The following is a 22,102-nucleotide window of genomic DNA, read 5'->3' on the forward strand; positions in this document are numbered from 1 at the left end:
TTAGCTCCACAAAATTGTTTGTTGATTGTCTTGCCTCATTCCTTTTGTCCTGCGTTCTTAGTAGCCTGGCCGGACACTGACCTGAACCGGTAAGCGTGGTCCGGGATCATAGTCCAGCATGGTGGTGTAGTGGCGGCCACGCAAGGTGTAACTTACCTGATAGCCATCAAATACATTGTGGTACTGTACCGAACTATTCACGACCCGGCAACGCTGTTGATGCACGGTTTGTGGCTGATTATTCTGTCGCTGAATGTCGCTGACTACAGCACCGCCCAGCACAGCTCCTGCTGCCATGCCAACACGCTTATTGCTCTTGTTACGTCCCATGGCATGGCCCAAAGCGCCGCCGGCGATAGCACCGAGAACCACTGGAGTGGTATCCGTGCGTTGACTACCACGGTAATGCACAGCCTCGGTATGGCATACTTGTTGCGGGCTACGCTGGGCAACCGTGCGATAGACTGGTTCTACCTTGGTCACCCTGGCGTATTCAACATGGTTGGCATGTGCCAGAGCCGATCCAGCCACCAGGCTTGATAGTGCGGCAAATACAGGGAGCATTTTCATAATAAGCACCTCGCTTGATTTACCTTATCAGCATAGAGATGTCAGGCTTAATTTCGGCTGAACCATGCAGCAAAAACGCACATATTTTTAGTGAATAATATTTGATCTATTTGTTTTTTTAGTTATATTAAATTTAACCTGGTTAACTTTATGGTTGCTGATTGGTGATCTTTCTTGCGTGACCAGGTGGCAAGAACTGGTGATTGCTTTGCCTTTTGGCTGTGCAGCGACCTTAAATGGAGTTTAAAACGATGAAAACAGTTGTATTTGCTTTTGCGATGACCTGTGCTGCCCTGGTATCCAATCAGTTGTTTGCCTGGGAAACCAAGCCACAGCAAACGATTGCCCAAACACAAGGCTCAGCTGCTGTGCAGAAAATTAACCTGAATACTGCAAGTGCAGAGCAATTGGCTTTGATCCCAGGGATAGGGCAACAAAAAGCCGAGGCCATCCAAAAGTACATTGCTGAACATGGGGCTATTCGAAGCGAGCAGCAGCTCACTGAAGTACGTGGCATTGGTCCCAGGCTGGCGGAGACTGTCGCGCAGTACGTGCATTTTGAACACTGAATAGTGCTTTAAATACTGCTGCAGAAACTGATGGGAGTTAGCTGTCTCCCATCACTTTCATTTGTTCATTGGCCCAGCTGAGAGCTTCATGGTAAGCATCTGGTACTTTATCTGAAGGTAATTGCAGTTGCTCAATCAAGGTGCTTGCCTGCTGCCAATCCGCCTGTTCATACCATTGCATCAACTTCAGGTAATCCGCCAAAACGCCTGACCCCTCTACCAGTGCATCTTTAATATCTTTCGCCAAGGGTAATTTTTGCATGACGGACTCAATCGACTCATCCAATAACGCATCCATCAGCGACATCATGCCGGTGAGGTATGCTTTAGATGCATCGGTACCATGCAACTCGGCCAGGCCTTCGGCAAACTTGGCCCGCGTCATCGATAGCCGCATCAGTTCGGCTGGCTTATCACTGCTGATTTGAGCGGTAAATAATAATGACAAAAAGCGCTTTAACTCATTTTGGCCAAGCACCACCAAGGCTTGCTTGATGGTGGCAATCTCGGTGCGCCGTTTAAAAATAGCCGAGTTGCTGTAACGCAGTAATTTGTAAGACAAGCTGACATCACGTTGGAATATAGCGGTGATCGCAGTCAGATCCATCTCGGATTTGGAGGTTTCATACAGCAGTTCAGCCAAAGTCATCTGAGCAGGCGACAGCGATTTGGTTTGCATCATTTCCGGCTTGGAAAAAAAGAAACCCTGAAAATAGTCAAAACCCAGCCCCATAGCCGTTTCAAATTGCTGATTGGTTTCTACCTTTTCTGCCAGTAATTTAATATGGGGGAAATCGGCAATCGCTTGCTTAATTTGCTCGATGGTCTCGATCGTTGTGGCCAGGAAGTCAATTTTTATAATGTCAACAAAAGGGTAGAAATGACGCCAGACAGGCTGGTGTTCATAATCATCCAATGCCAGCACATAGCCTTTGTTTTTCAGATCCTGGCACTCCGCCAGCAGGCGTTTACCCGGTTGAATAGTTTCCAGAATTTCCACCACGATCTGCTCTTTTGGCAGCATTCTGGGGTATTTTTTTTGCAGCGTGTCCAAAGTGAAGTTGATAAACCCGGGTTTATCACCTAAAAAATCTTCCAGACTGAATGAAAACTGGCTACCTTCGATTATTTTGGAGGTTGCTTCATCTCCGTCAATATCCGGAAAAACATTTTCCAGACTATCCCGAAACAACAATTCATAAGCGTAGAGCTCTTTATTTCGATCCAGGATCGGTTGGCGTGCCGCATAGAAATACATAGAAACCAAAGTCCTCGGGGGTTAAGCAGGGCAGCATGGATACTACCAGACACTATCTGTTAGTTTATAGCTGCTTGCGCGGGTGGAAACAAGCAAAAAAAAAGCCCTTAGCAATTTTTGCTAAGGGCTGTGTTTTACTCCATATCTGTTTCCAGTCGTCGCTCCATGCGTTCAAAGTCTTGTTGGATACTCACAGCAGGTTCAGCGGTCAGTTTGCTTACCACTACAATTGCAATGGCGCTGAATAAGGCTCCGGGGACGATTTCATAGACATAACTGCTTAAGGTATCACCGGCAATGGTGAGCGGTGCATAAATCCAGAACAACACCGTGCCAGCACCGACCAACATGCCGCTTAAAGCACCGGCATAGGTCATGCGTTTCCAGTACAGGCTAAAGATAATCAGAGGGCCAAAGGCTGCGCCGAAACCAGCCCAGGCATTGCCAACCTGGGAAAGTAAGTTTTGGCTGGGATTCAGTGACAAGCCAATCGCTGCCAAAGCGACAATGACTACCGAAATTCTTCCTACCATCACCTGTTCGCGATCTGAGGCATTGCGGCGCATAAAGGCCAGATAGAAGTCTTTGGTCAGTGAGCTTGATGTCACCAGCAGCTGTGAGGAAATGGTACTCATGATAGCGGCTAAAATGGCGGCCAGCAGGAAGCCTCCTACCAAAGGATGGAACAGGATTTGCGACAACACAATAAAGATGGTTTCCGGATCGGCCAGTTGACCTTCGGCATCCAGATAAGCGGCCGGACCGAGCGAACCGGTTTGGGTAGCCATATAAACTGCGCCGATAATACCGGTCAGCATGGCACCAATCAGGGCGACTATCATCCAGCTCATGCCGATGCGGCGCGCTACTTTAAAATCTTTAATCGAGCGAATCGCCATAAATCGCACGATGATGTGTGGCTGACCAAAATACCCCAAACCCCAGGCCAGTAAGGAGATCACTCCCAGCACAGTAGCCCCATGCAGTGGGTTGAGCATCGGCTGCTCCATCTGGGCAATTTCCTGCAGCACAGGTTCAGTACCGCCTAAGATAAGGAAGGCTGCCACCGGGACCAGAATCAGCGCAATAAACATAATGCAGCCTTGCACAAAGTCGGTCATGCTGACGGCTAAAAAGCCACCAAACAGGGTGTAAGCTACGACTACGCCAGCGGTTAGCAGCAAGCCAATCTCATAGTTCAGACCAAACGCATTCTGAAACAGGGTACCACCTGCATAAACGCCTGCTGCTGTATAGAGCGTAAAAAAGACGATAATCACCACAGCGGACACCAAACGCAGCGCTCTGGTTTGATCGTTAAAACGGTTTTCAAAATAATCGGGCAGGGTGATGGAGTCTTTGGCGACATGGGTGTAGGTGCGCAAACGTGGCGCGACAATCAGATAGTTCAAATAGGCGCCAACCGTCAGGCCGATGGCGATCCACACCTCGGAAAAGCCCGCGACAAAAAAAGCGCCGGGTAAACCCATCAGCATCCAGCCGCTCATATCGGAGGCACCGGCAGATAAGGCGGTGACTCCTGGACCTAATTTGCGACCACCCAGCATATAGCCGGAGACATCACTGGTGGAGGTGCGATAGGCGTATAGGCCGATGCCAAGCATGGCAAGAAAGTAAATGGCGAGGGAGATAAAGGTGCCTGTTTCCAAAGTAAACTCCTGTTGATTGCGCAAACGCTGTTGTTGTTCTTTTGCAAGAGCTCATGCTAACAAGCTATGGCCGTAAGTGCCAGCCCCGCCGGATGAACAGCGGGGCGGTAATGCTGAGTGTTGATTCTGGAGCAGCACAGAGACGCGATGGGTTAAGAATAAAGCGATTTCAGTTCACTTTGCACCGGTTCCAGAGCCCTTGTTGGCTGATACCCTTGCCAGGCCTGCCAGAGCTTATCCCCCTGCCATGCCGCGGCTTCGGGGTGATACAGGACTTTATTTAGCAATAGCAATTCACTGCGTAGTGGTTCCTCAACGGCTGCAGCTAAGGCGCTGAGTGTGCGGATGCTTTCATTCAGTTGTCCTTGTGCCCAATACAACAAGCAGTCACGGGCCACCTCTGGTTGATTGTGGCGGCAGGCTTTTCTGAGCGCGGCAGAATTAAAGCTCGGGCTGTTGATTGCTTGTTGATTGCCTTTAGGCCGGCGCCAGCGCCAGAGCAACAAGGCTGTGCTCAGGGCCCAGGCAGCCAGCAACAGGCTACTGAGATGGTTCCAATGCCAGGGTGAGGCAACGATTATCTCAGGTGCAGGCGTCGTTTGACTGGTTAACAGCTGTGACGCGGTCGCATCAGGCTGAGTTCTTGCTGCAGGAAGGACCTGAATTGTACGAGCGGGCAGGGTGGCATAATCCACCATCTGACGCTGACTGTTCCACCAGGGCAAGCGTAGCTCGGGCAGTTGCACTTCGCCTGCTTCCGTTGGGATCATCGCCAGGGTAAAGGTTTTTTGTGCCACCAGGCGCCCATTGCGCTGTGCTCCCTGGCGCTCCGGTTGCTGTGGGTAGAGCCGAAACTTTGCCGGTGCGGTAAAGTCGATATCTGGTAATTGGTTGGCGGCGACATCCACCCCGGACAGAGTAATGGTTCGGGTGATGGGCTCGCCTTGCCTTAGTTCGGTAAGATCGCCAGACCATTCTTCATGCAAAGTAACCAGACCCGCTATCAGCCAATCCCCAGGGAAATCGGTCGGTATGGGCAAAATGTCAACCGCAATGGCTTCGGCATGTTGTATCACAGTACGGGTACGGGCAAAAAAGTTGCTGCGGCTGCTGTCTCTGTCCAGTAACTCGCCGGTAAACTCGGGAGCGCTAATGCTGAATTGACCACTGCGCTGTGGTGTAATGGCAAAACGTCGGCTAATGGTGCGATAACGCACCCCATCGATCAGCACGCTGCCTTCTTCATCCCGGCCTATTTGAAGAACCGTTGCACCTTCCATGGCAGGTTCGGTCAGGCTGCCGCGCTGCAGATCGCCCCGGTAATGAATCGTTACCGTGTAGTAGCCGGTTTGCTGCACGTGAAGCCGGCTTTGCTCCAGGCTGGCGGTTAAAAACACTTCTGGTCTGCCATCAGCAGTGGCCGTTGCGGCTAAGACTTCCAGCGCAATCGGTTGACTGCTGGCCTGGCCAACCTGAAAAGAAGGTATGATGTACTGGCCAGGCTCCCTGGCAAACAGCGATACACGCCAACTGGTAGTGTGACTGGCTTCGCCATTTATCACCCGGGTACTTTGGCTGACGGATGGCACCGTGACTCGAAAGTCCTGCTCCAGGATGCGGAAGTTGAGTTGATCAGCGCTTAAACGCGCATCAGCGATGACTTCCAGTACGATGGCCTCACCGACCATGGCCGGGTTTTTATCGACGCTGGCACTGAGCTGGCTGGCTGCCCACAAGGGCCAGTTGCTTACAATCAACAAACACAGACAAAGGGTTCTTACCATTCTTCTCGGGCTCCTGTCGGCAGCTGTTGCTGCCTGCGGCGTTGATGTTCAATATGCATCCGGTTACGTAGCAGCAATGCCGGATCATCCTGTACTTTACGCAGCAGATTATTCAGTTCTTGTTGTTGTTCAGGATCTGCATCGGGCCAGGGGGACTCCACCACCTGGCGTTGTTGCTGTTCTGTCACTGCTTGCTCGCTATCTGCCTGATCCTGTTGCTCACTTTGCTGTTCTTCGTTGCTGCCTTCTTGCTCGGTGCTGTCGGTTTGCTCGGTGCTGTCGGTTTGCTCAGGGCTGTCCCCTTGCTCAGAGCCATCCGCACCGTCATCGGTGGCGGAGGGATCTGAAGAACCAGAGCTGTCTTCCTGAGACTGGCTGCTGTCCGAGCCCTGTTCTGATGGTTCTTGTTGATCATCGCTTTGGCCGTTGTCATCACCGTCTTGCTGCTCTTGTTGTTCATCCAGTAGGCGCTGGATGAGCTCGGCATTGTGCCGGGCTTGCTCCAACTCCGGGTCTTGTTGCAAGGCCGATTGATAGGCGCTAAGCGCTTCTTCAAAACGACCTTGTCTGGCTAAGGCATTGCCCAAATTGTAGCTGTGGCTGGCGGCAGGGCTTTTGTCATTCAGTGTGGCCCAGGCTTGTTCCGCGGCCAGATAATCGCCAGCCCGGTACGCGGCCTGGCCCCGCCAGTAAGGATCGCTAAATAGCTGATAAGCGCTCTGATAATCACCTTGCTGATAGGCCTGCATGGCGCGTTGCTCGTCGGTTTGAAACAGACTACGGCTGCCTTCTGCCATCACCCCCGGTGGTAGCAGTAACAGGCAAACCAGCAGCAACTGACCTCGTTTACCCAGCCATAGTGCCAGGGGTAACAGCAACCAGACCAGGTAGACCGCTTTGTCGCGCCAATCGTCGCCACGGCTGTGCAGTTGCTGTTCCGTGCGACCTTGTTGGCGGTAATCGGACAGGCTGAGGATGGCCTGAATGTCACTGTCAGATAGCTGCGCCTGCTGGAAAACACCACCGCCGCGTTGAGCCAGTTGACGCAGCTGATTGACCGGAACTTTGGGCAGCACCAACTGGTTGTTACGGTCGCGCAGCAAGCTGCCATCCGGCAGTTGCACCGGCGCAGCTTCTTCGCTGCCAAAACTGATAATTGACAGGCGATGCCGCATGCGGGACACCTGATCAAATAATTCGCGCTCGCTATGCCGCTCAAAGCCATCGACCAGGGCCACGATATCGCCTTGTGCATAGCCTGCTTGTTGCAGCAGCCTATCTGCTTCTTTTAAAGCAGCAAGCAGGTTGGAGCCCTGGTTTGGCATAATGTCAGGTCGCAGGTTAGGCAGCAGCAATCGAACATTGTTGTGATCCGGTGTCAGCGGGCTGACCACAAAGGCATCACCGGCAAAGGCGATCAGCGCAAGCTCGCCTTCCTTTAGCACATCAATAAAATCCAGCGCTTTAAAGCGGGCCTGACTCAGTCGATTGGGGGTCATGTCGGTAGCGTACATCGACATCGACATATCAATAATCAGTACCGTTGCTTTATTGACGGTAATGGCCGGCTGTTCGATTCGTTGCCAGCTTGGGCCAGCCAGGGCAATGGCCGACAGTAGCCAGCATAGGGCCAGTAGCGGCAGTGTCCAGCGACTAACCCTTCCGCTGGTTTTGCCCAGCAGATGCTGCTGCAAATGCGGTGCGATCAGCTGTTGCCAGGGGCTTTTTTGCTGCCGGTACCGCCAGAACAGTGCCAGCATCATGAGTAGCGGCAGCAGACTTAACAACCAGTAGGGTCTTAACCAGTGCAGTTCAGCGATTGGCATACCATAACTCCTGCCAACGAATGTGTAATGCTACCAGCCAGAGTGAAAGCAGCAAGGCCACAGCCAGAGGCCAGTGCACCAGGCTACGTTGTGGCCGGTAACTTAAGGTTTCGCGCTCAATCGGCTCCAGCTCGTCCAGTAACTGATACATGCGTTCAAATTCCTGCATGTTGCGGGCCCGAAAATAAGCACCGCCGGTTTCCTCCGCCATCCGGATCAATAAAGGCTCATCCAGATCGTGTGAAGGATTCACTACCCGAGGGCCAAACAAGCCCTGTTGCAGCATTTCTTCAGCGCCAATGCCTACGGTATGAATGCGGACGCCAGCAGCTATAGCAAGCTGCAGTGACTCTTCCGGGCTGATATTGCCGGTGTTGCTGGCGCCATCGCTTAAAAACACGATCACTTTGTTGGAGCTTTCAAGCTCATTAAAACGTTTCACTGCCAGACCAATGCCTTCGCCGATGGCGGTGCGCCGGCCCGCCATGCCGACTACGATTTCATCCAGCATGGTCTGTACTGTGGTTAAATCCAGAGTTAACGGCGTGAGCTGGTAAGCGGCATCGGCAAACAAAATCAAACCAATGCGATCGCCCTGACGTCGCTCTAAAAAGTCCCGGGTAAGAATTTGCACTGCTTCAATCCGGTTAATGGTGCGACCTTGCCAGCGCATATCTTCGATTTCCATCGAACCGGATAAATCCAGCACCAGCATAATGTCGCGGGCTTGTTGCGGGATCTGTACCGGCTCGCCGTACCAGCGCGGTTCAGCCGCAGCCAACAGCAAGGCCAGCCAAATCAGACCTGCCAGCCATGTAGCTGGTCGTTTCCATTTGCTTTGGCTGCGCTGACTTTGTCCGGCAACCTGCATTAATGGTTTTAGTTTCAGCGCCCGGCTAGCCATGGCAGCGCTGCTTTTTATCAGCAAAGGCAAGGGGAGGAGTAACAGCAACCAGGGCCAGTTCAGCTCAAACATCCGCACCTCCGGGCTTTTGTTGTGCTAGATGGTGTTGTGCTAGATGCTGTTGTGCGAGCTGTTGTAGCTGCGGGAGGCTTTGCTGATCCAGCCAGCGTTTGGCGCAATCGGCAAAGTGTTTCGCATCGGCAGCATCGGGTTTGGGTTGATACAGTAAAGCGTTTAGATCCGGCCAGGCGACTGTTGTATCCTGCTGTTGCAAAAACTGTTGCCAGTCCGACACGCTGCAACTTAGCAAGGGACTATTCGGCGCGTAATGACGGATCAGGCGTTTTAGCAACTGATTGATGGCCGCAGCCTCAACGGATTCGCTGGCTACTAATTTTTGCATTTCGGTTCGGGCTGCCAGTAATCCCCGTTGCCGTAAAACTTGCTGTCTGCGCTTCGTGGCCAGCCAGACCACCAAAGCAGCTGCCAGTAGCGCAAGCAATAACACCAACCACCAGCCAGGCGCTATCCCCATAGCGGGTGCCGTGTCGGTTTCGATGATATCCGCCAGCTCAGCCAGCAAAGGATGCGTTTCAATCATGCCAGCTCCGGAGTAGTTGATTGACCAGCGGTTCGGCGGCGCTTATGGGCAGGCAGCGGCAGCCCAGTTGTTTCAGGCTTTGTTGCAGCGCGGCAGAAAATTGCTGTTGCTGTGCTTGATAGCGCAGCCGGGTGCTCTTGCTGCCAAGATCAAGCCAGGCTGAGTGTTCACCATCGGTCACCGGGGCGTCACCGTGGGCGCCGATGGGCAGTGTCATTTCTAACGGATCAAATAAAGACGCGCAGACTACTTCGTTGTGCTGACGGATGGCACTTAGATGGCGCAGTGCTTCGCTGTCCAGTTGCTGAAAGTCGGACAAGACAAATAACAAACTGCCGGGACGCACCAGCCGTCGTACCTGGCCAAGCGCTTGCGGCAGCGTAAGGCCATAGCGCCCCTGTTGCTCTGTGAAAACCGCTTGCAGTGCATGCAGGTAATACAGTACACCAGCCGAGCGGCTGCGGGGCTTTAACTCCAGATGGTGGCGTTCGCTAAATACCAGGCCACCGAGTTTGTCGCCTGCGGCTTTGCTATGCCAGGCAATCAAGGCTGCCAGATGAGCTGCCTGCACGGATTTATACAACAGGCTGCTGCCAAAGTGCATGCTATCGGACAGATCAGTCAGAATAAAAACCGGTCGCTCCTTTTCCTCGCGAAACAACTTGGTGTGAGCTTTGCCTGTGCGCGCAGTGACCCGCCAGTCGATGGTGCGAACATCATCGCCTGCTTGGTAATGGCGCACTTCATCAAACTCCATGCCTCGGCCTTTACTACGCGCCAGGTAGCTGCCTGCCAGCTTGCTTTGAATGTGTTGCTGTGGTCTGAGATCCAGCAGTTTGGTGTAACGCTGATACCAAAGCAGTTCATTCAGGCTGAGACTAACCCCGGTTGCCGCCAGTTGCTGAAGCCATTGTTGTGGGTGGACATCGCTCATGATCAGGGGACGGGCACCAGCTCAAGAATTTTCGTCAGCACCGCATCGGTTTTAATTCCTTCTGCTTCGGCTGCATAGGTCAGAATAATGCGATGGCGCAGCACATTGTGAAATACCGCCTGAATATCGTCTGGAGTGACAAAGTCACGGCCATCCAGCCAGGCTTTGGCCCTTGCGCAGCGCTCCAGTGCGATGGTGGCGCGAGGGCTGGCACCATAAGCCAGCCATTGACTGAGCTGTTGATCATAATTGGCAGGCTGGCGGCTAGCCAGCACCAGAGCCACAATGTACTCCTCCAGTGCCGGCGCTAAATGCAACTGCAAAATGCTTTTGCGGGCGGCAAAAATATCCGCCTGGGTCATTTGTGGTGCTTTGACGTCGGCTTGTTGCAGTGCTTCGTTCCGCGTCAGTTGTAAAATAGCCAGCTCGGTGTCTGCATCCGGGTAATCGACATTCAAGTGCAATAAGAACCGATCCAGCTGAGCTTCCGGCAGTGGGTAAGTGCCTTCTTGCTCCAACGGGTTTTGCGTTGCCATTACTAAAAAAAGTTCTGGTAGTGGGTAAGTGGTGCGGCCAACGGTAATTTGTTTTTCAGCCATGGCTTCGAGCAATGCTGATTGCACTTTCGCCGGTGCCCGGTTGATTTCATCGGCCAGGATGATGTGGTGAAACAGAGGTCCCGATTGAAACTCGAACTGGCCGGTTTCCGGCCGGTAAATATCGGTGCCGGTCAAATCGGCGGGCAGCAAGTCGGGGGTAAACTGAATACGGTGAAAATCGCCTTCCACACCATGAGCCAGTGCATTGACTGCACGGGTTTTCGCCAGGCCCGGAGGCCCTTCCACCAGCAGGTGGCCATTGGCAAGCAGGGCGATAAGAATGCCTTCAGTCAGCGCCGGCTGGCCCAGAACCTGGCTGTCGAGGTAGCGTTTCAATTCGGTAAAAGCTTGTACCATAATGATGTTTAACCTTTGCAGGGAATAAAAGCAGCTATGCTATGACGTACGCATTTATATAAGGTTCATTCTGCAAAAGACAAGAGCGGGTTGCAATGCGTTCATTTTAAAACAGGTGTTTTAATTTCCAGCAACTGTGGTTACAATCGAACGATAAATCAGGTCTGACCTGTTACCGATACCATGAGGATACTTATGACCAAGCAAATACAATTAACAAACCGTCAGGGGGATCGCATAGCCATCGTTCGTGGCTTACGCACTCCTTTTGCCAAGCAGGCCACCGCTTTCCATGGGGTGTCGGCACTGGATATGGGCAAGATGGTGGTCAATGAGCTGCTGATCCGCTCTGAGATTGATCCCGCTTTGGTCGAACAAGTGGTGTATGGTCAAGTGGTGCAGATGCCTGAGGCACCGAACATTGCCCGTGAAATTGTGCTTGGTACCGGCATGAATGTGCATACTGACGCCTACAGCGTTACCCGTGCCTGTGCTACCAGTTTTCAGGCGGTGGCCAATGTGGCCGAAAGCATGCTGGCCGGTATGGTGGATGTGGGTATTGCCGGTGGTGCGGACTCGAGCTCAGTGTTGCCGATTGGTGTTAGTAAGAAGCTGGGCAGGGCACTGGTGGATATGAACAAAGCCAGAACCCTGGGCCAGAAGCTGAGCATTTTAAAGCGACTGGGTTTAAAGGATTTGTTACCGGTTCCTCCTGCGGTGGCTGAATACAGCACCGGCTTGTCGATGGGCCAGACCGCCGAGCAAATGGCCAAAACCCATGGCATCAGCCGTGAAGCTCAGGATGAAATGGCGCATCGTTCGCACAGCCTGGCGGCCAAAGCCTGGCAATCTGGCCTGATGGCCAATGAAGTGATGGTAGCCCATGTGCCACCGCACAAAACCTTTTTTGAACAGGACAACAATGTGCGGATGGAGTCCGAGCTGGCTTCCTATGCCCGTTTAAAGCCAGTGTTCGATCGCAAATATGGTACCGTTACAGCGGCCAACAGCACGCCATTAACCGATGGTGCCTCGGCGGTGTTGATGATGACTGAAAGCCGGGCCAAGGCACTGGGTTATGAACCGCTCGGTTACATTCGTAGTTATGCCTTTGCTGCCATCGATGTGTGGGAAGACATGCTGATGGGCCCCTCGTATGCCACCCCGATTGCGCTGCAGCGTGCTGGCATGACATTGGCCGATTTAACCCTGATAGAAATGCACGAAGCTTTTGCCGCTCAGGCGCTGGCCAATATGAAGATGTTTGGCAGCAGCAAGTTCGCCAAAGAAAAGCTGGGGCTGGATAAAGCCATTGGCGACATCGATATGGATAAGTTTAATGTCAATGGCGGCTCCCTGGCTTACGGCCATCCCTTTGCTGCGACTGGTACCCGTTTGCTGGTACAAACCTTACATGAACTAAAACGCCGTGGCGGCGGGGTAGGCCTGACGACTGCCTGCGCTGCCGGTGGCCTTGGTGCTGCCATGATTGTGGAGACCGAATAATGACTGAACAAACTAGCAGCTTTGCTTTGCAACTGCGTGATGATGGCGTTGCCGTGATCACCATGGATGTGCCGGGTGAGCGCATGAATGTGCTCAAAGCCACCTTTGCCGATGAAATTAAAACCTTGCTAGCGGAGCTAAAGCAAAACAGCAGCATCAAAGGCGTGGTGATTATCAGTGGTAAGCCAGACTCCTTTATTGCTGGCGCTGATATCAGCATGCTGGATGGCTGCAACAGTGCCGAGGAAGCTGAAGCCATAGCCCGCTTAGGTCAGCAAGTCTTTGCCGACATTGAACAATTAAAAGTACCTGTGGTGGCTGCTATTCATGGCCCTTGTCTTGGCGGCGGTCTGGAGCTGGCGATGGCCTGTCATCAGCGGGTGGTTAGTGACGATGGGAAAACCGTACTGGGTTTACCTGAAGTGCAATTGGGCCTGCTACCAGGCAGTGGTGGTACACAGCGCTTGCCGAAACTGGTTGGCCTGCAAAAAGCCCTGGATATGATGCTGACCGGCAAGCAATTGCGGGCAAAGCAAGCCCTTAAAGCCGGTTTGGCCGATGCCATGGTACCCAACAGTATTCTGCTGGATGCGGCCGTGCAATTGGCGCTGTCTGGTAAGAAACCTGTGCATGAGCCCAAGCTTAATCTGGTGGGGAAATTGCTGGAGAAAACCGGCCCGGGCCGTGGCATTGTGTTTGACCAGGCGCGCAAACAAACCCTGGCCAAAACCCATGGCAACTACCCGGCACCGCTAAAAATTTTGCAGGTGATCCGCGCTGGCATCGATAAGGGCATGCAGCAGGGCCTGGCAGCCGAAGCCAAGGCTTTTGGCGAGCTTTGCATGACACCGGAATCCAAAGCGTTGCGCTCGCTGTTTTTCGCCACCACCGAGATGAAGAAAGAAAGTGGGGCAGGTGATGCCAAACCGCGTACTTTGCGCAAGGTGGCGGTGTTAGGTGGCGGTCTGATGGGCGGCGGCATTGCCAGTGTGACTGCCACCAAAGCGGGTTTACCGGTGCGCATCAAAGATATTCAGCAGCAAGGCATTGCCAACGCACTGGCCTATGGCTATCAGTTGTTGGATAAAAAAGCCAAACGTGGCTTTATGCGCAGAACGGAACTGCAAAAACAAATGGCACTGATGACCGGTACCACCGATTACAGCGGCTTCCACGATGTGGATCTGGTGGTCGAAGCGGTATTTGAAGATCTTGAGCTGAAACAAAGCATGGTGGCGGATATCGAACAACACTGCAAAGAAGACACCATCTTTGCAAGCAACACCAGCTCCTTGCCGATAGGGCAGATCGCTGCCAAAGCCAAACGGCCAGAAAATGTCATTGGTCTGCATTATTTTTCGCCGGTGGATAAAATGCCACTGGTCGAGGTGATTGCGCATCAGGGCACCTCACCAGAGACCATAGCTACCACCGTTGCTTTTGCCCGTAAACAAGGGAAAACCCCGATCGTAGTTAAAGATGGCGCTGGCTTTTACGTCAACCGTATTCTGGCCCTTTACATGAACGAAGCCGCGCAACTGCTGCTGCAAGGCGAGCCGATTGAGAAACTGGATAAAGCCCTGGTTAAGTTTGGCTTCCCGGTTGGGCCTATTACCTTGCTGGATGAAGTCGGCATCGATGTTGGCGCTAAAATCGGCCCGATTTTGCAGGGCGAGCTCGGTGAGCGTTTTGCGGCGCCTGCTGCCTTTGACAAACTGCTGGCCGATGGCCGTAAAGGCAAGAAGTCTTCGAAAGGGTTTTATCTGTACAGCGGCAAAGCCAAAGGCAAGAAACCGGTGGATGCCAGTGTCTACCCATTGCTTGGTATCACCCCAAGCCCAAAACTCAGCAGTGAAGAGCTGGTGCAGCGCACCACGGTGCAAATGCTGAATGAAGCGGCCCGCTGTCTGGAAGAGGGCGTGATTGCTTCGGCCCGTGATGGCGATATTGGCGCCATCTTTGGTATCGGCTTCCCGCCGTTCCTGGGCGGGCCTTTCCGTTACATGGATAGTCTGGGGGCGGCCAAATTGGTCGAGCTCCTAAAAGGCTATGAAGCGAAGTTTGGTGCCCGCTTTACGCCTTGTGATCTGTTGATGACGATGGCTGAGCAAGGCCAGCGTTTTTATAACTGATGACGGCTGTGAGTAGGCTCAGGCGCTCGTTACTGCGTGTTAGCCTACTGGCTTCGTTGCTGCTGGTTGTTGGCTACCTGATGCTCTGGTGGTGGTTGCTTGGACCCTCAGTGGCTTCCTTGCAGCTACCGGAGCATTACAACAGCACGGGTTATCGGGTGTTTGTTTATGGCACTTTGAAACAGCCCCTGGTTCGGCGTTTTATTACCGGTGCCAGGGTGCCAGCCACGCCAGCGCAATTGCCGGCATTTAAGCGGCATGGCCTTACCATCAAGCCCAACCCGGATGCGATGGTTGAGGGGTTATTGCTTGAAGTGAGCGCACAGCAAATGCGTCGGCTGGATCGCTATGAGCGCCTGGGGCTGCGTTATTGTCGTTTTCAGGTTCAATTGGCTAGTGGTGAACAAGCCTGGGTCTATCAGCGCTTTAATGAGAGTGGTTGTGAAAAACAGCAGCAGTAATTTGGCCTTGTTTTAACAACATACCGGGTCTTTATCTGATAAAATAACCGCTGTTTCGCCATCCATTGGTATGACTTCACTGGGAGACATCGCTTTGTTGCTGCTGCCTGCTGTTTTTGTCTGCACCGCTATTTCAATTTATATTGCGGCATTGCGCGCCGGTATGTCTGCCTGGCGTTGGGCTATTGCTGCGCTGGCGCTCGGGCCTTTTTTGCTGCCACTTTTTACCAGCCATAAACGCTTAACCATTCTCAAAGCCAGAGGCCGAAACAGTCGTTTGTTCAGACCTTAACCGCTCTGAAGTGTGCCAGGGTGTTCGTCAGATGTTCACGGTTATCCGCTGTTTTCAAATAAGCGGCATACAAGTTCCGCCTTATCACTGGGGCGTCTGCTACCTGCTGCAGTAACCCCTGCTGCAGGTGCGATGCCACCATGGTTTCAGGCAGGTAAGCGGCCCCTTTTTGCTGCAGTACTGAAGCCAGTGCAATTCCTGCGTGGTTGGTCCGAACGGTAACTCTGGTTTCTTCATGCAAGATATCGGCATGTTTAATCTGAAATGCTGTTCCCCAGTCCATCAATACATAGTTGGTTTGCATGGCTGCTTTGCTGGGCGCTGAATTGGCGTGAATGACTGGCAGCAGCTGAAGTTCAGCCTGATGCTCTACCAGCAGATCATCTGTTTTGGGTGGGTCAAACAACAGTACCAGATCCAATTGTCGCTCCAACAAGCCGCGGATCATCGACTCACGCTCCATACTTTCAGCACGCCAGCTAATGGCTGGGAGCTGTTGTTGCATGGCCGTAAAACGTGCTAACAGGTAGCAATCCCATAAGGTCGCAGTAGAGGCGATAACCAATTGATGCTGTTGATCGGCCGTGATGGCAACATCCTGCCGTGCCCGCAACAAAGTAATCATCATGGTTTCTGCGTGCGGTAAGAGCCGTTCTCCGGCAGTGGTCAGCTGAATGTTGTTGCGGTAGCGACTGAACAGAGTAACGCCAAGATGTTGTTCTAATTGGCGAATACGAAAACTCACGGCCGACTGGGTTAAAAACAGGTTTTCGGCTGCCTTGCCAAAATGTCGGGTTCGGTGTACTTCTAGAAAAGTTTTGAGTAGCTCAGTATCCACCTTGTTTCCTTAGAAATTTTTATCTTCACGATAAAAAACTTTTGTTTTACGAGGGCAATTTTGTTCACCATACTCCGCACAGTTGAGCAGAGCAAGTTGATTGTGATCCCAATGACCACTTGCTTTGTACAACATGCAACCCTATAAATGCATTGTAATGATGAGCAACAGAGGAAAAAAGTGATGCAGCAAAGTTTTGTCGCTCCACGTCGCTTTTTCGATGATCGGAATTTCCCGAAAGGGTTTACCCGCTCAGGACGCTTTACCCTGGCAGAAGGTAATTTGCTGGAAAAGCATGGTGTTGCTTTGCAGGAGTTGGAGCAGGGTAGTCGTGCTCCACAAACTGATGAAGAGCATCATTTTGTGTTGGTTTGCCGCGGTGAGGCTGAGGCTGCCAGCGCAGTGGAAAAAGCCTGGTTGAAATACAAACAACGGGTGCAGGAAAAACGCAAATTTCACACTGTGTTTGGTAAAAAGCGAATTGCCGATAGCAGTGACGATTTCAGCTACGTTGAGGTTGACAGCGATTAATCCTCTGTAGTCATACCTGCCGGGCTAGTTGCCCGGTAGGGTTTGCGGGCTTTCAGTGTGAAAACTACAGCGCACTAACTGTAGCAACACTTCGCGGGATTTGGCTTGCCTTTGGTGTTTGTTGTTGCTGCAAGAACTGACTAAAATCTTCTGCAGACAAAGGCTTGCTGTAGTAATAGCCTTGTATCACTTCGCAACGTAATTGTTTCAGCAGGTCTAACTGCTGCTTTTCTTCCACCCCTTCAGCCACCACCGTCAGACTCAGGTTATGAGCAATGGTGACGATGGTGTCCACCATATTTCGACCCCGGGCTGTATCCATATCATCGATAAATGCTTTGTCGATTTTCAGCGTATTCAGTGGGAACTGTTTCAGATAGGCAAGCGATGAGTAGCCGGTACCAAAATCATCCATCGCCAAATGAATACCGCGAGCCCGCAGTTTCTTCATGGTATCAATCGCCATGGTGGGCGATTGCATGACCGTGCCTTCGGTAATTTCCAACTCTAAATGATACGAAGGCAGCTCGGTCTGCTGCAGCACATCGTCAATTTGTTCACACAAATAAGGCAACATGAATTGCTTAGCCGACAAATTCACGGCAACACGGCCATGAAAAAGCTCTTGGTCTATCCAGGCTTTGACTTGCTGGCAGGCTTTACGTAGTACTACAGCCCCAATTTCAACAATTTGCCCGGTCTCCTCCGCTACCGGTATAAAGGTAGCTGGGCTGATAATGCCCCGCTTGGGGGTAATAAAGCGGACCAAAGCTTCCATACCAACGAGTTTACCGGTGTGGATATCCATTTTGGGTTGGTAATAAACGCTAAAAAAGTCTTCTTTTAAACCATGACGGATCAGGTTCTCAATTTGCAAACGTTTCACCGCTTGCTTGTTCATACTGTCATTGAAAAACAAGTAGCGGTTTCCGCCTTCGTTTTTGGCATGGTACATGGCGGTATCGGCATTACGCAGCAAGCTTTGCGGGTCCTGTCCATCCTCCGGGTACAATACAATGCCAATACTGCAGCTAATGGCCAGTTCGTGCTGATTGATAAAAAACGGCAAATTAATTTGCTTGATCAGCTCCTTGGCCAATGTGGTGATGGTATGAATGTCGTTGGTGTTTTCCAGCAAGATCGCAAACTCATCACCTCCAAGACGGTACAGCTGCCCTTTGTTGCTGGGAAACAGCTTTAGGCGCTCTGTTAGCTTACACAGCAAGCCATCGCCAAGCTGGTGCCCCAGAGAGTCATTGATTTTTTTAAAGTTATCCAGGTCAAACATTAACAGCGAATGGCGCTTTTGCTGCTCTACCAGTTCACCTAACTGGCTTAAAAATAGCGCCCGGTTTGGCAAGCCGGTCAGGGTGTCGCTGTTGGCCAGCTTGCTGAGCTGTTCTTCCCGGGTTTTTCGTTCGGTAATATCGGAAAATACCGCTACGTATTGTTGAATCAGGCCTTGTTCATCACGCACCACATTAAAGCTCAGCTCGGCATGGTAGATAAGCCCATCGCTTCGCTGCTCTTGCACCTCACCAACCCAAGAGCTTGTTTTCAACAAGGCTTGCTTGATGTCACGCATAAAACGACTGGGATAGAGCGAGAGTTCAAAAGGTTGCTGGATCACTTGCTCACGATCTTTACCGGTGATCCGGCTAAAAGCTGGATTTACTTCCAGGATCCGAAAGGTGGTATCGCAAATAACAACGGCATCGGAAATGTTTTCCAGACATTGGGCAAACAGCTGCAAGCGCTCTTCTGCCAGTTTGATATGGTGAATATTCTTCAATGTGCCAGTCATACGGCTGGCTTGGTTCTGCTGGTTATAACTGACGACCTTGCCGCGGTCCAGCACCCAAATCCACTGTTGATCGCTGGAGCGGATCCGGTAGGTGGCTTCAAAATAAGGGCTTTGCTGGTTCAGGTGCATGCTGAGCGCTTCACTGACCCGATCCAGGTCTTGCGGATGAATTTGCTGTCGATTTGGAGGAATGTCTTGTGTTTCCGGATCCAGTTCGACCGGACTGTGCCAGGAGCTTGAGCGATACAGGGTGCCTTGCTCAATATTCCAATCCCACAGCTCATCACCACTGCCCCAGAGTGACAGGCGCAGCCGCTCTTCGCTGTGTTCCAGTCGTGATTGATAGCGTCGCATTTTAACAATGCTTAAATGGGCTAACAGTAAGGCACCAAACGACAGCAGCAGCACACCACTGAGCACATAGGGTTGCACTGCTTCCCAGTCCATAGCGAAGGCTGTATCCGGAGACAGCGCCCAAAGGCAGCTTAGTATTATTATTTTTATTCTGATGCCAGCGCGCATTAAATCATCATGGATGCAATCTAGGTACCGTTAACATATAGAAATTGCTCTGAGCTGTCAAAAGCAAATCGTATCAACTAGTTTCCAACTCAGTGATGAGCTGTGCTGCATCCATAAAGCGCAGATGACTGTGGCTTGGCGTGCTGCTTGTTGCGAGGAAGATGGCATCGTAATCCGGGGATAGCAACAGGTAAAAAAAGTGAATAAATTGATTGAGGCTCAACTGCTCTGTTGCATTGCTGATGCGCTCAGTCAGGTCAAACTGCAAATCGTCCTGGCCTATCGCCAGCCATAATCGTTTGGCACGACTGCTTAAACTGGTATCTTTGTCCTGCAATTGGTTTAGTAAGCCTTGCTTTAATTCCTGAAATTCGCTCTCACTCAATTGCTCCAGCTCAGCCAGGAAAGTTCGGTAGAATTGGACGGTAGCTTGGTAAAGCTGTTCACAGTCACTGTTTGGTGACTGGATGTAAAAGGCCAGGCCAGGCATGGTATTCACCGGCACATAACCAGTACCTACCAGGTACCCCAGTTGCTGCTCTGTCCGCAGCTGATGGAAATAGCGTGGGGCTAATAAGTGGTTGGCAAGCATAAAACGAGCAATTTGCTCGGGTGATTTATCGGCTGCTGGCAAGTAAATCACCAGAGCGTGATCAGGATGATCCACTGCAATGTTAAGCCAAACCGGGCCATGACCATGCACAGAGCGCTCCGGGACCGATAAAGGCGCACAGTGCTGCCGTTTCGCCAGCCAGTGGCCTAACCGTTGCTGCAACTCCGCAGCATCGTGTTGTTGCCAGTTTCCCGCCATAAAAGCTTCAATATGCAGTTGTTGCAGCAATTGCTGATGAAAGCTGGCAAAGGCATCCAACTGCATGTCTTCCAACTCCAGCAGCAGTACATCAATGGCTGGATTGAGCGGATGTAAAATCGCTGACAGTTGGCTGAACAGGCTGGCGACCGGTTTGTTTTTATGGCTATCCCGCCAGTGTCGCATCAACTGTTGCTTAATTTCTTCAAAGCGCCCGGCCCGCACTTCAAACTGATCCAGATGTTGCAGCACATCCAATAACAACTGGATCTGATTATTCGTCAGGCCATAACTGTGAATGCTGATGCCCTGTTTTTGCACATGCAAGCTGTACCCAAGGCCGGCTGTGCTGGCCGGATAAAGTGCTTGTTGAATTTCATCGTTCAGCAATTCAACCCAGAGCCGGGTGGCAGCCAGCTGCCAGCAACTCTTTATGCTGCATGGTAAGCTGAGCTGCAGGTAGATATGGCCCTTAGGAGTATGAAAGTCGGCGTCTGGTTTAAACCATAAAGTGAGCGCTTTATCCCGGTAGATGCAATCAGGCTTTTCCTGGGTCGCATCTGCCGGCAAAAGGTGCAGCTCATCCACCAGATAGGGGTTCGGCTGTGGTAGCTGAAAGCTTGGCTCAGGTTGAAGCTTTGCCAGTGACTGCAGCCATGCTGCTGCAAGAGGTTGAACCTGATAAGGTGTTTGATACCAACGCGCTTTTTGATTAGTAGTCAGGCCTGGTGCAATCAGCATCAGCCGCATATTGGTTGGTTGGAAATAATTCAGCACCTGACGATACAGAGTCTCTGGCGGAGTTTCCATCCGGTAGTCACCAAAAACGATGTCTTCGATTGGGTAATGATGCATATTGACCGCCAGCTCAGTCGCTGTTTGTTCGGTGGTGCTTGGTTCCTGATAACTGAAGGACCACTGCAGCAACTGTTGTCGCTCGCGATAGAGATGGAGTGGGAAGGGTGCCTGTTTCAGCATGGCAAGATACTGGAACACCATCTGGGTAATCTGCTCGGTCGATGCCATGCCGGCTTGAGTCAGTTCACAGGAAATACTGAAATCTTTAAAGTTGCTGCCATCAACACCACCACCGGCACTGAGCTGGTTGATCCAACCTGCCGACTTCAATTTTGCATACAAAGATCCAGGTCCTTCATCACCCAGTAGGTGGGCAATGAAGCTGACCAATTTATAAGGATACCAACGTTGGATTCCGGGTAAGGCAAAGCTCAGCACCAGCTTGTGCATCTCTTTGTGTGGCTCCACCTTCAGCTCAATACCCAGTTGCTCCGGTAAGTACAATGGCTCATCCAGCCAGTCGCGTTGACACTCCCCCTGAGGCAGGGCGGCAAAGTAGTGTTCAGCCCATTGTTGCTGGGTATTGAGCGCATCCGGCGCCACCAGGACCAACGTCATTTGGCTGGCCAGGTAGTAACGCTGATAAAAAGCCAGCAAACTATCGCGCAGGCTTTGTTCTGGGAGGTCGACCAGAGTTTGCAGGTTGCCAACCGAAAATTTAGCGAAAGGGTGCGCCGGGTTGACGGTTTCCTTGTGCACCTGATAAATCCGGCGGCCGTCATCTTTTAGTTTGAGCGTGAACTCAGCTTCGATGGCCTGACGCTCTTTCTCGATATAACTCTCAGCGAACAATGGGTGAGCAAACATATCAGCGAAACGCTGCAAGCCATAGGCAAAGTGTTCGGTGTCGCTATCAAAAAAGTAGGTACTGTGTTCAGTTCCGGTCCAGGCATTACTGCTACCACCATGATGGCTGACAAACTGTTGAAAACTGCCTGCCACCGGGTAATGTTTGCTGCCAAGAAACAGCATATGCTCGGTAAAGTGCGCTAAACCCTGGCGCTGCGGCGGATCATCGAAGTGACCGGCCCGGATGCAAAGGGCTGCCGCACTTTTTTCTGCATCGCTTTGCTGAACAAGCAGTACAGCCAGGCCGTTGTCCAGCACCAGGTGTTTGTACTGTTTTTGGTCGTTAGGACTTTGCTTTATCTTGGTTTTTTTCAAAAGTCTGCCTGCTGGGTTAAAAGGGACAACCGGCTTTGTGGGTGTTTTTCATGCCTTTAAGGAATAGCATAGCTTAAGTTTATGCCTTAATAACAGTTACTCATTGACGAA

Annotated in this window: 18 protein-coding genes; 6 read left to right on the plus strand and 12 right to left on the minus strand. The window is 51.7% G+C overall.

The window, feature by feature from the left end:
• Positions 1 to 57 precede the first annotated feature (57 nt).
• Positions 58 to 570 carry a glycine zipper 2TM domain-containing protein gene (locus tag QWY20_RS03240; RefSeq protein ID WP_330127594.1) on the minus strand — a complete coding sequence of 171 codons (513 nt, stop codon included), beginning with the start codon at positions 568 to 570 and terminating at the stop codon, positions 58 to 60.
• Positions 571 to 821: 251 nt separating this feature from the next.
• Here QWY20_RS03240 and QWY20_RS03245 point away from each other — a divergent pair, with 251 nt between their 5' ends.
• The gene (locus QWY20_RS03245) at positions 822 to 1,139 is read left to right on the plus strand and encodes a ComEA family DNA-binding protein (protein WP_330127595.1); all 318 of its coding nucleotides are present in this window, start codon (positions 822 to 824) and stop codon (positions 1,137 to 1,139) included.
• A gap of 37 nt (positions 1,140 to 1,176) precedes the next feature.
• On the opposite strand, the gene QWY20_RS03250 is transcribed toward QWY20_RS03245, so the two are convergent.
• The 8 genes from QWY20_RS03250 to QWY20_RS03285 all read right to left on the minus strand — a co-directional run bounded on the left by QWY20_RS03250 (position 1,177) and on the right by QWY20_RS03285 (position 11,072).
• A complete protein-coding gene (locus QWY20_RS03250) occupies positions 1,177 to 2,397 on the minus strand; it encodes an EAL and HDOD domain-containing protein (protein ID WP_330127596.1) in 1,221 nt (406 codons plus the stop codon).
• Positions 2,398 to 2,531: 134 nt separating this feature from the next.
• Positions 2,532 to 4,067, minus strand: coding sequence for a sodium/proline symporter PutP (gene putP, locus QWY20_RS03255; RefSeq protein ID WP_330127597.1), 1,536 nt, complete (start codon positions 4,065 to 4,067; stop codon positions 2,532 to 2,534).
• Between the two features lie 152 nt (positions 4,068 to 4,219).
• Positions 4,220 to 5,851, minus strand: a complete 1,632-nt coding sequence (locus QWY20_RS03260; RefSeq protein WP_330127598.1) for a BatD family protein — start codon at positions 5,849 to 5,851, stop codon at positions 4,220 to 4,222.
• Positions 5,845 to 7,677: a vWA domain-containing protein gene (locus QWY20_RS03265; protein ID WP_330127599.1), complete on the minus strand. Its 1,833-nt coding sequence runs from the start codon at positions 7,675 to 7,677 to the stop codon at positions 5,845 to 5,847. The genes QWY20_RS03260 and QWY20_RS03265 overlap by 7 nt, the downstream gene beginning before the upstream one ends.
• Positions 7,664 to 8,653 carry a VWA domain-containing protein gene (locus tag QWY20_RS03270; RefSeq protein ID WP_330127600.1) on the minus strand — a complete coding sequence of 330 codons (990 nt, stop codon included), beginning with the start codon at positions 8,651 to 8,653 and terminating at the stop codon, positions 7,664 to 7,666. The genes QWY20_RS03265 and QWY20_RS03270 overlap by 14 nt, the downstream gene beginning before the upstream one ends.
• A complete protein-coding gene (locus tag QWY20_RS03275; RefSeq protein WP_330127601.1) occupies positions 8,646 to 9,182 on the minus strand; it encodes a DUF4381 family protein in 537 nt (178 codons plus the stop codon). Before QWY20_RS03275 ends, QWY20_RS03270 begins: the two co-directional genes overlap by 8 nt.
• On the minus strand, positions 9,175 to 10,116 hold the full coding sequence (locus QWY20_RS03280; protein ID WP_330127602.1) for a DUF58 domain-containing protein: 942 nt from the start codon (positions 10,114 to 10,116) through the stop codon (positions 9,175 to 9,177). The genes QWY20_RS03275 and QWY20_RS03280 overlap by 8 nt, the downstream gene beginning before the upstream one ends.
• A gap of 2 nt (positions 10,117 to 10,118) precedes the next feature.
• The gene (locus QWY20_RS03285) at positions 10,119 to 11,072 is read right to left on the minus strand and encodes an AAA family ATPase (RefSeq protein WP_330127603.1); all 954 of its coding nucleotides are present in this window, start codon (positions 11,070 to 11,072) and stop codon (positions 10,119 to 10,121) included.
• A gap of 195 nt (positions 11,073 to 11,267) precedes the next feature.
• On the opposite strand from QWY20_RS03285, the gene fadI reads away from it, so the two are divergent.
• The 4 genes from fadI to QWY20_RS03305 all read left to right on the plus strand — a co-directional run bounded on the left by fadI (position 11,268) and on the right by QWY20_RS03305 (position 15,463).
• On the plus strand, positions 11,268 to 12,578 hold the full coding sequence (fadI, locus tag QWY20_RS03290) for an acetyl-CoA C-acyltransferase FadI (protein WP_330127604.1): 1,311 nt from the start codon (positions 11,268 to 11,270) through the stop codon (positions 12,576 to 12,578).
• Positions 12,578 to 14,710, plus strand: a complete 2,133-nt coding sequence (gene fadJ / locus QWY20_RS03295) for a fatty acid oxidation complex subunit alpha FadJ (protein ID WP_330127605.1) — start codon at positions 12,578 to 12,580, stop codon at positions 14,708 to 14,710. Before fadI ends, fadJ begins: the two co-directional genes overlap by 1 nt.
• Positions 14,710 to 15,171, plus strand: coding sequence for a gamma-glutamylcyclotransferase family protein (locus QWY20_RS03300; protein WP_330127606.1), 462 nt, complete (start codon positions 14,710 to 14,712; stop codon positions 15,169 to 15,171). The genes fadJ and QWY20_RS03300 overlap by 1 nt, the downstream gene beginning before the upstream one ends.
• Positions 15,172 to 15,241: 70 nt before the next feature.
• A complete protein-coding gene (locus QWY20_RS03305) occupies positions 15,242 to 15,463 on the plus strand; it encodes a hypothetical protein (RefSeq protein ID WP_330127607.1) in 222 nt (73 codons plus the stop codon).
• Here the strand turns inward: QWY20_RS03305 and hdfR are convergent.
• The gene (gene hdfR, locus QWY20_RS03310; RefSeq protein WP_330127608.1) at positions 15,453 to 16,301 is read right to left on the minus strand and encodes an HTH-type transcriptional regulator HdfR; all 849 of its coding nucleotides are present in this window, start codon (positions 16,299 to 16,301) and stop codon (positions 15,453 to 15,455) included. The genes QWY20_RS03305 and hdfR overlap by 11 nt on opposite strands.
• Positions 16,302 to 16,484: 183 nt before the next feature.
• Here hdfR and maoP point away from each other — a divergent pair, with 183 nt between their 5' ends.
• The gene (gene maoP, locus QWY20_RS03315) at positions 16,485 to 16,832 is read left to right on the plus strand and encodes a DUF413 domain-containing protein (RefSeq protein WP_330127640.1); all 348 of its coding nucleotides are present in this window, start codon (positions 16,485 to 16,487) and stop codon (positions 16,830 to 16,832) included.
• Positions 16,833 to 16,896: 64 nt separating this feature from the next.
• Here maoP and QWY20_RS03320 read toward each other — a convergent pair whose 3' ends face one another.
• Together QWY20_RS03320 and QWY20_RS03325 are read right to left on the minus strand one after the other, a co-directional pair.
• Positions 16,897 to 19,158: a putative bifunctional diguanylate cyclase/phosphodiesterase gene (locus QWY20_RS03320; protein WP_407935390.1), complete on the minus strand. Its 2,262-nt coding sequence runs from the start codon at positions 19,156 to 19,158 to the stop codon at positions 16,897 to 16,899.
• A gap of 73 nt (positions 19,159 to 19,231) precedes the next feature.
• On the minus strand, positions 19,232 to 21,991 hold the full coding sequence (locus QWY20_RS03325; protein WP_330127610.1) for an insulinase family protein: 2,760 nt from the start codon (positions 21,989 to 21,991) through the stop codon (positions 19,232 to 19,234).
• Positions 21,992 to 22,102: the final 111 nt, after the last annotated feature.

The organism is Alkalimonas cellulosilytica (assembly GCF_036325985.1).
In the GTDB taxonomy this organism is placed as follows: Bacteria; Pseudomonadota; Gammaproteobacteria; order Enterobacterales; family Alteromonadaceae; genus Alkalimonas; species Alkalimonas cellulosilytica.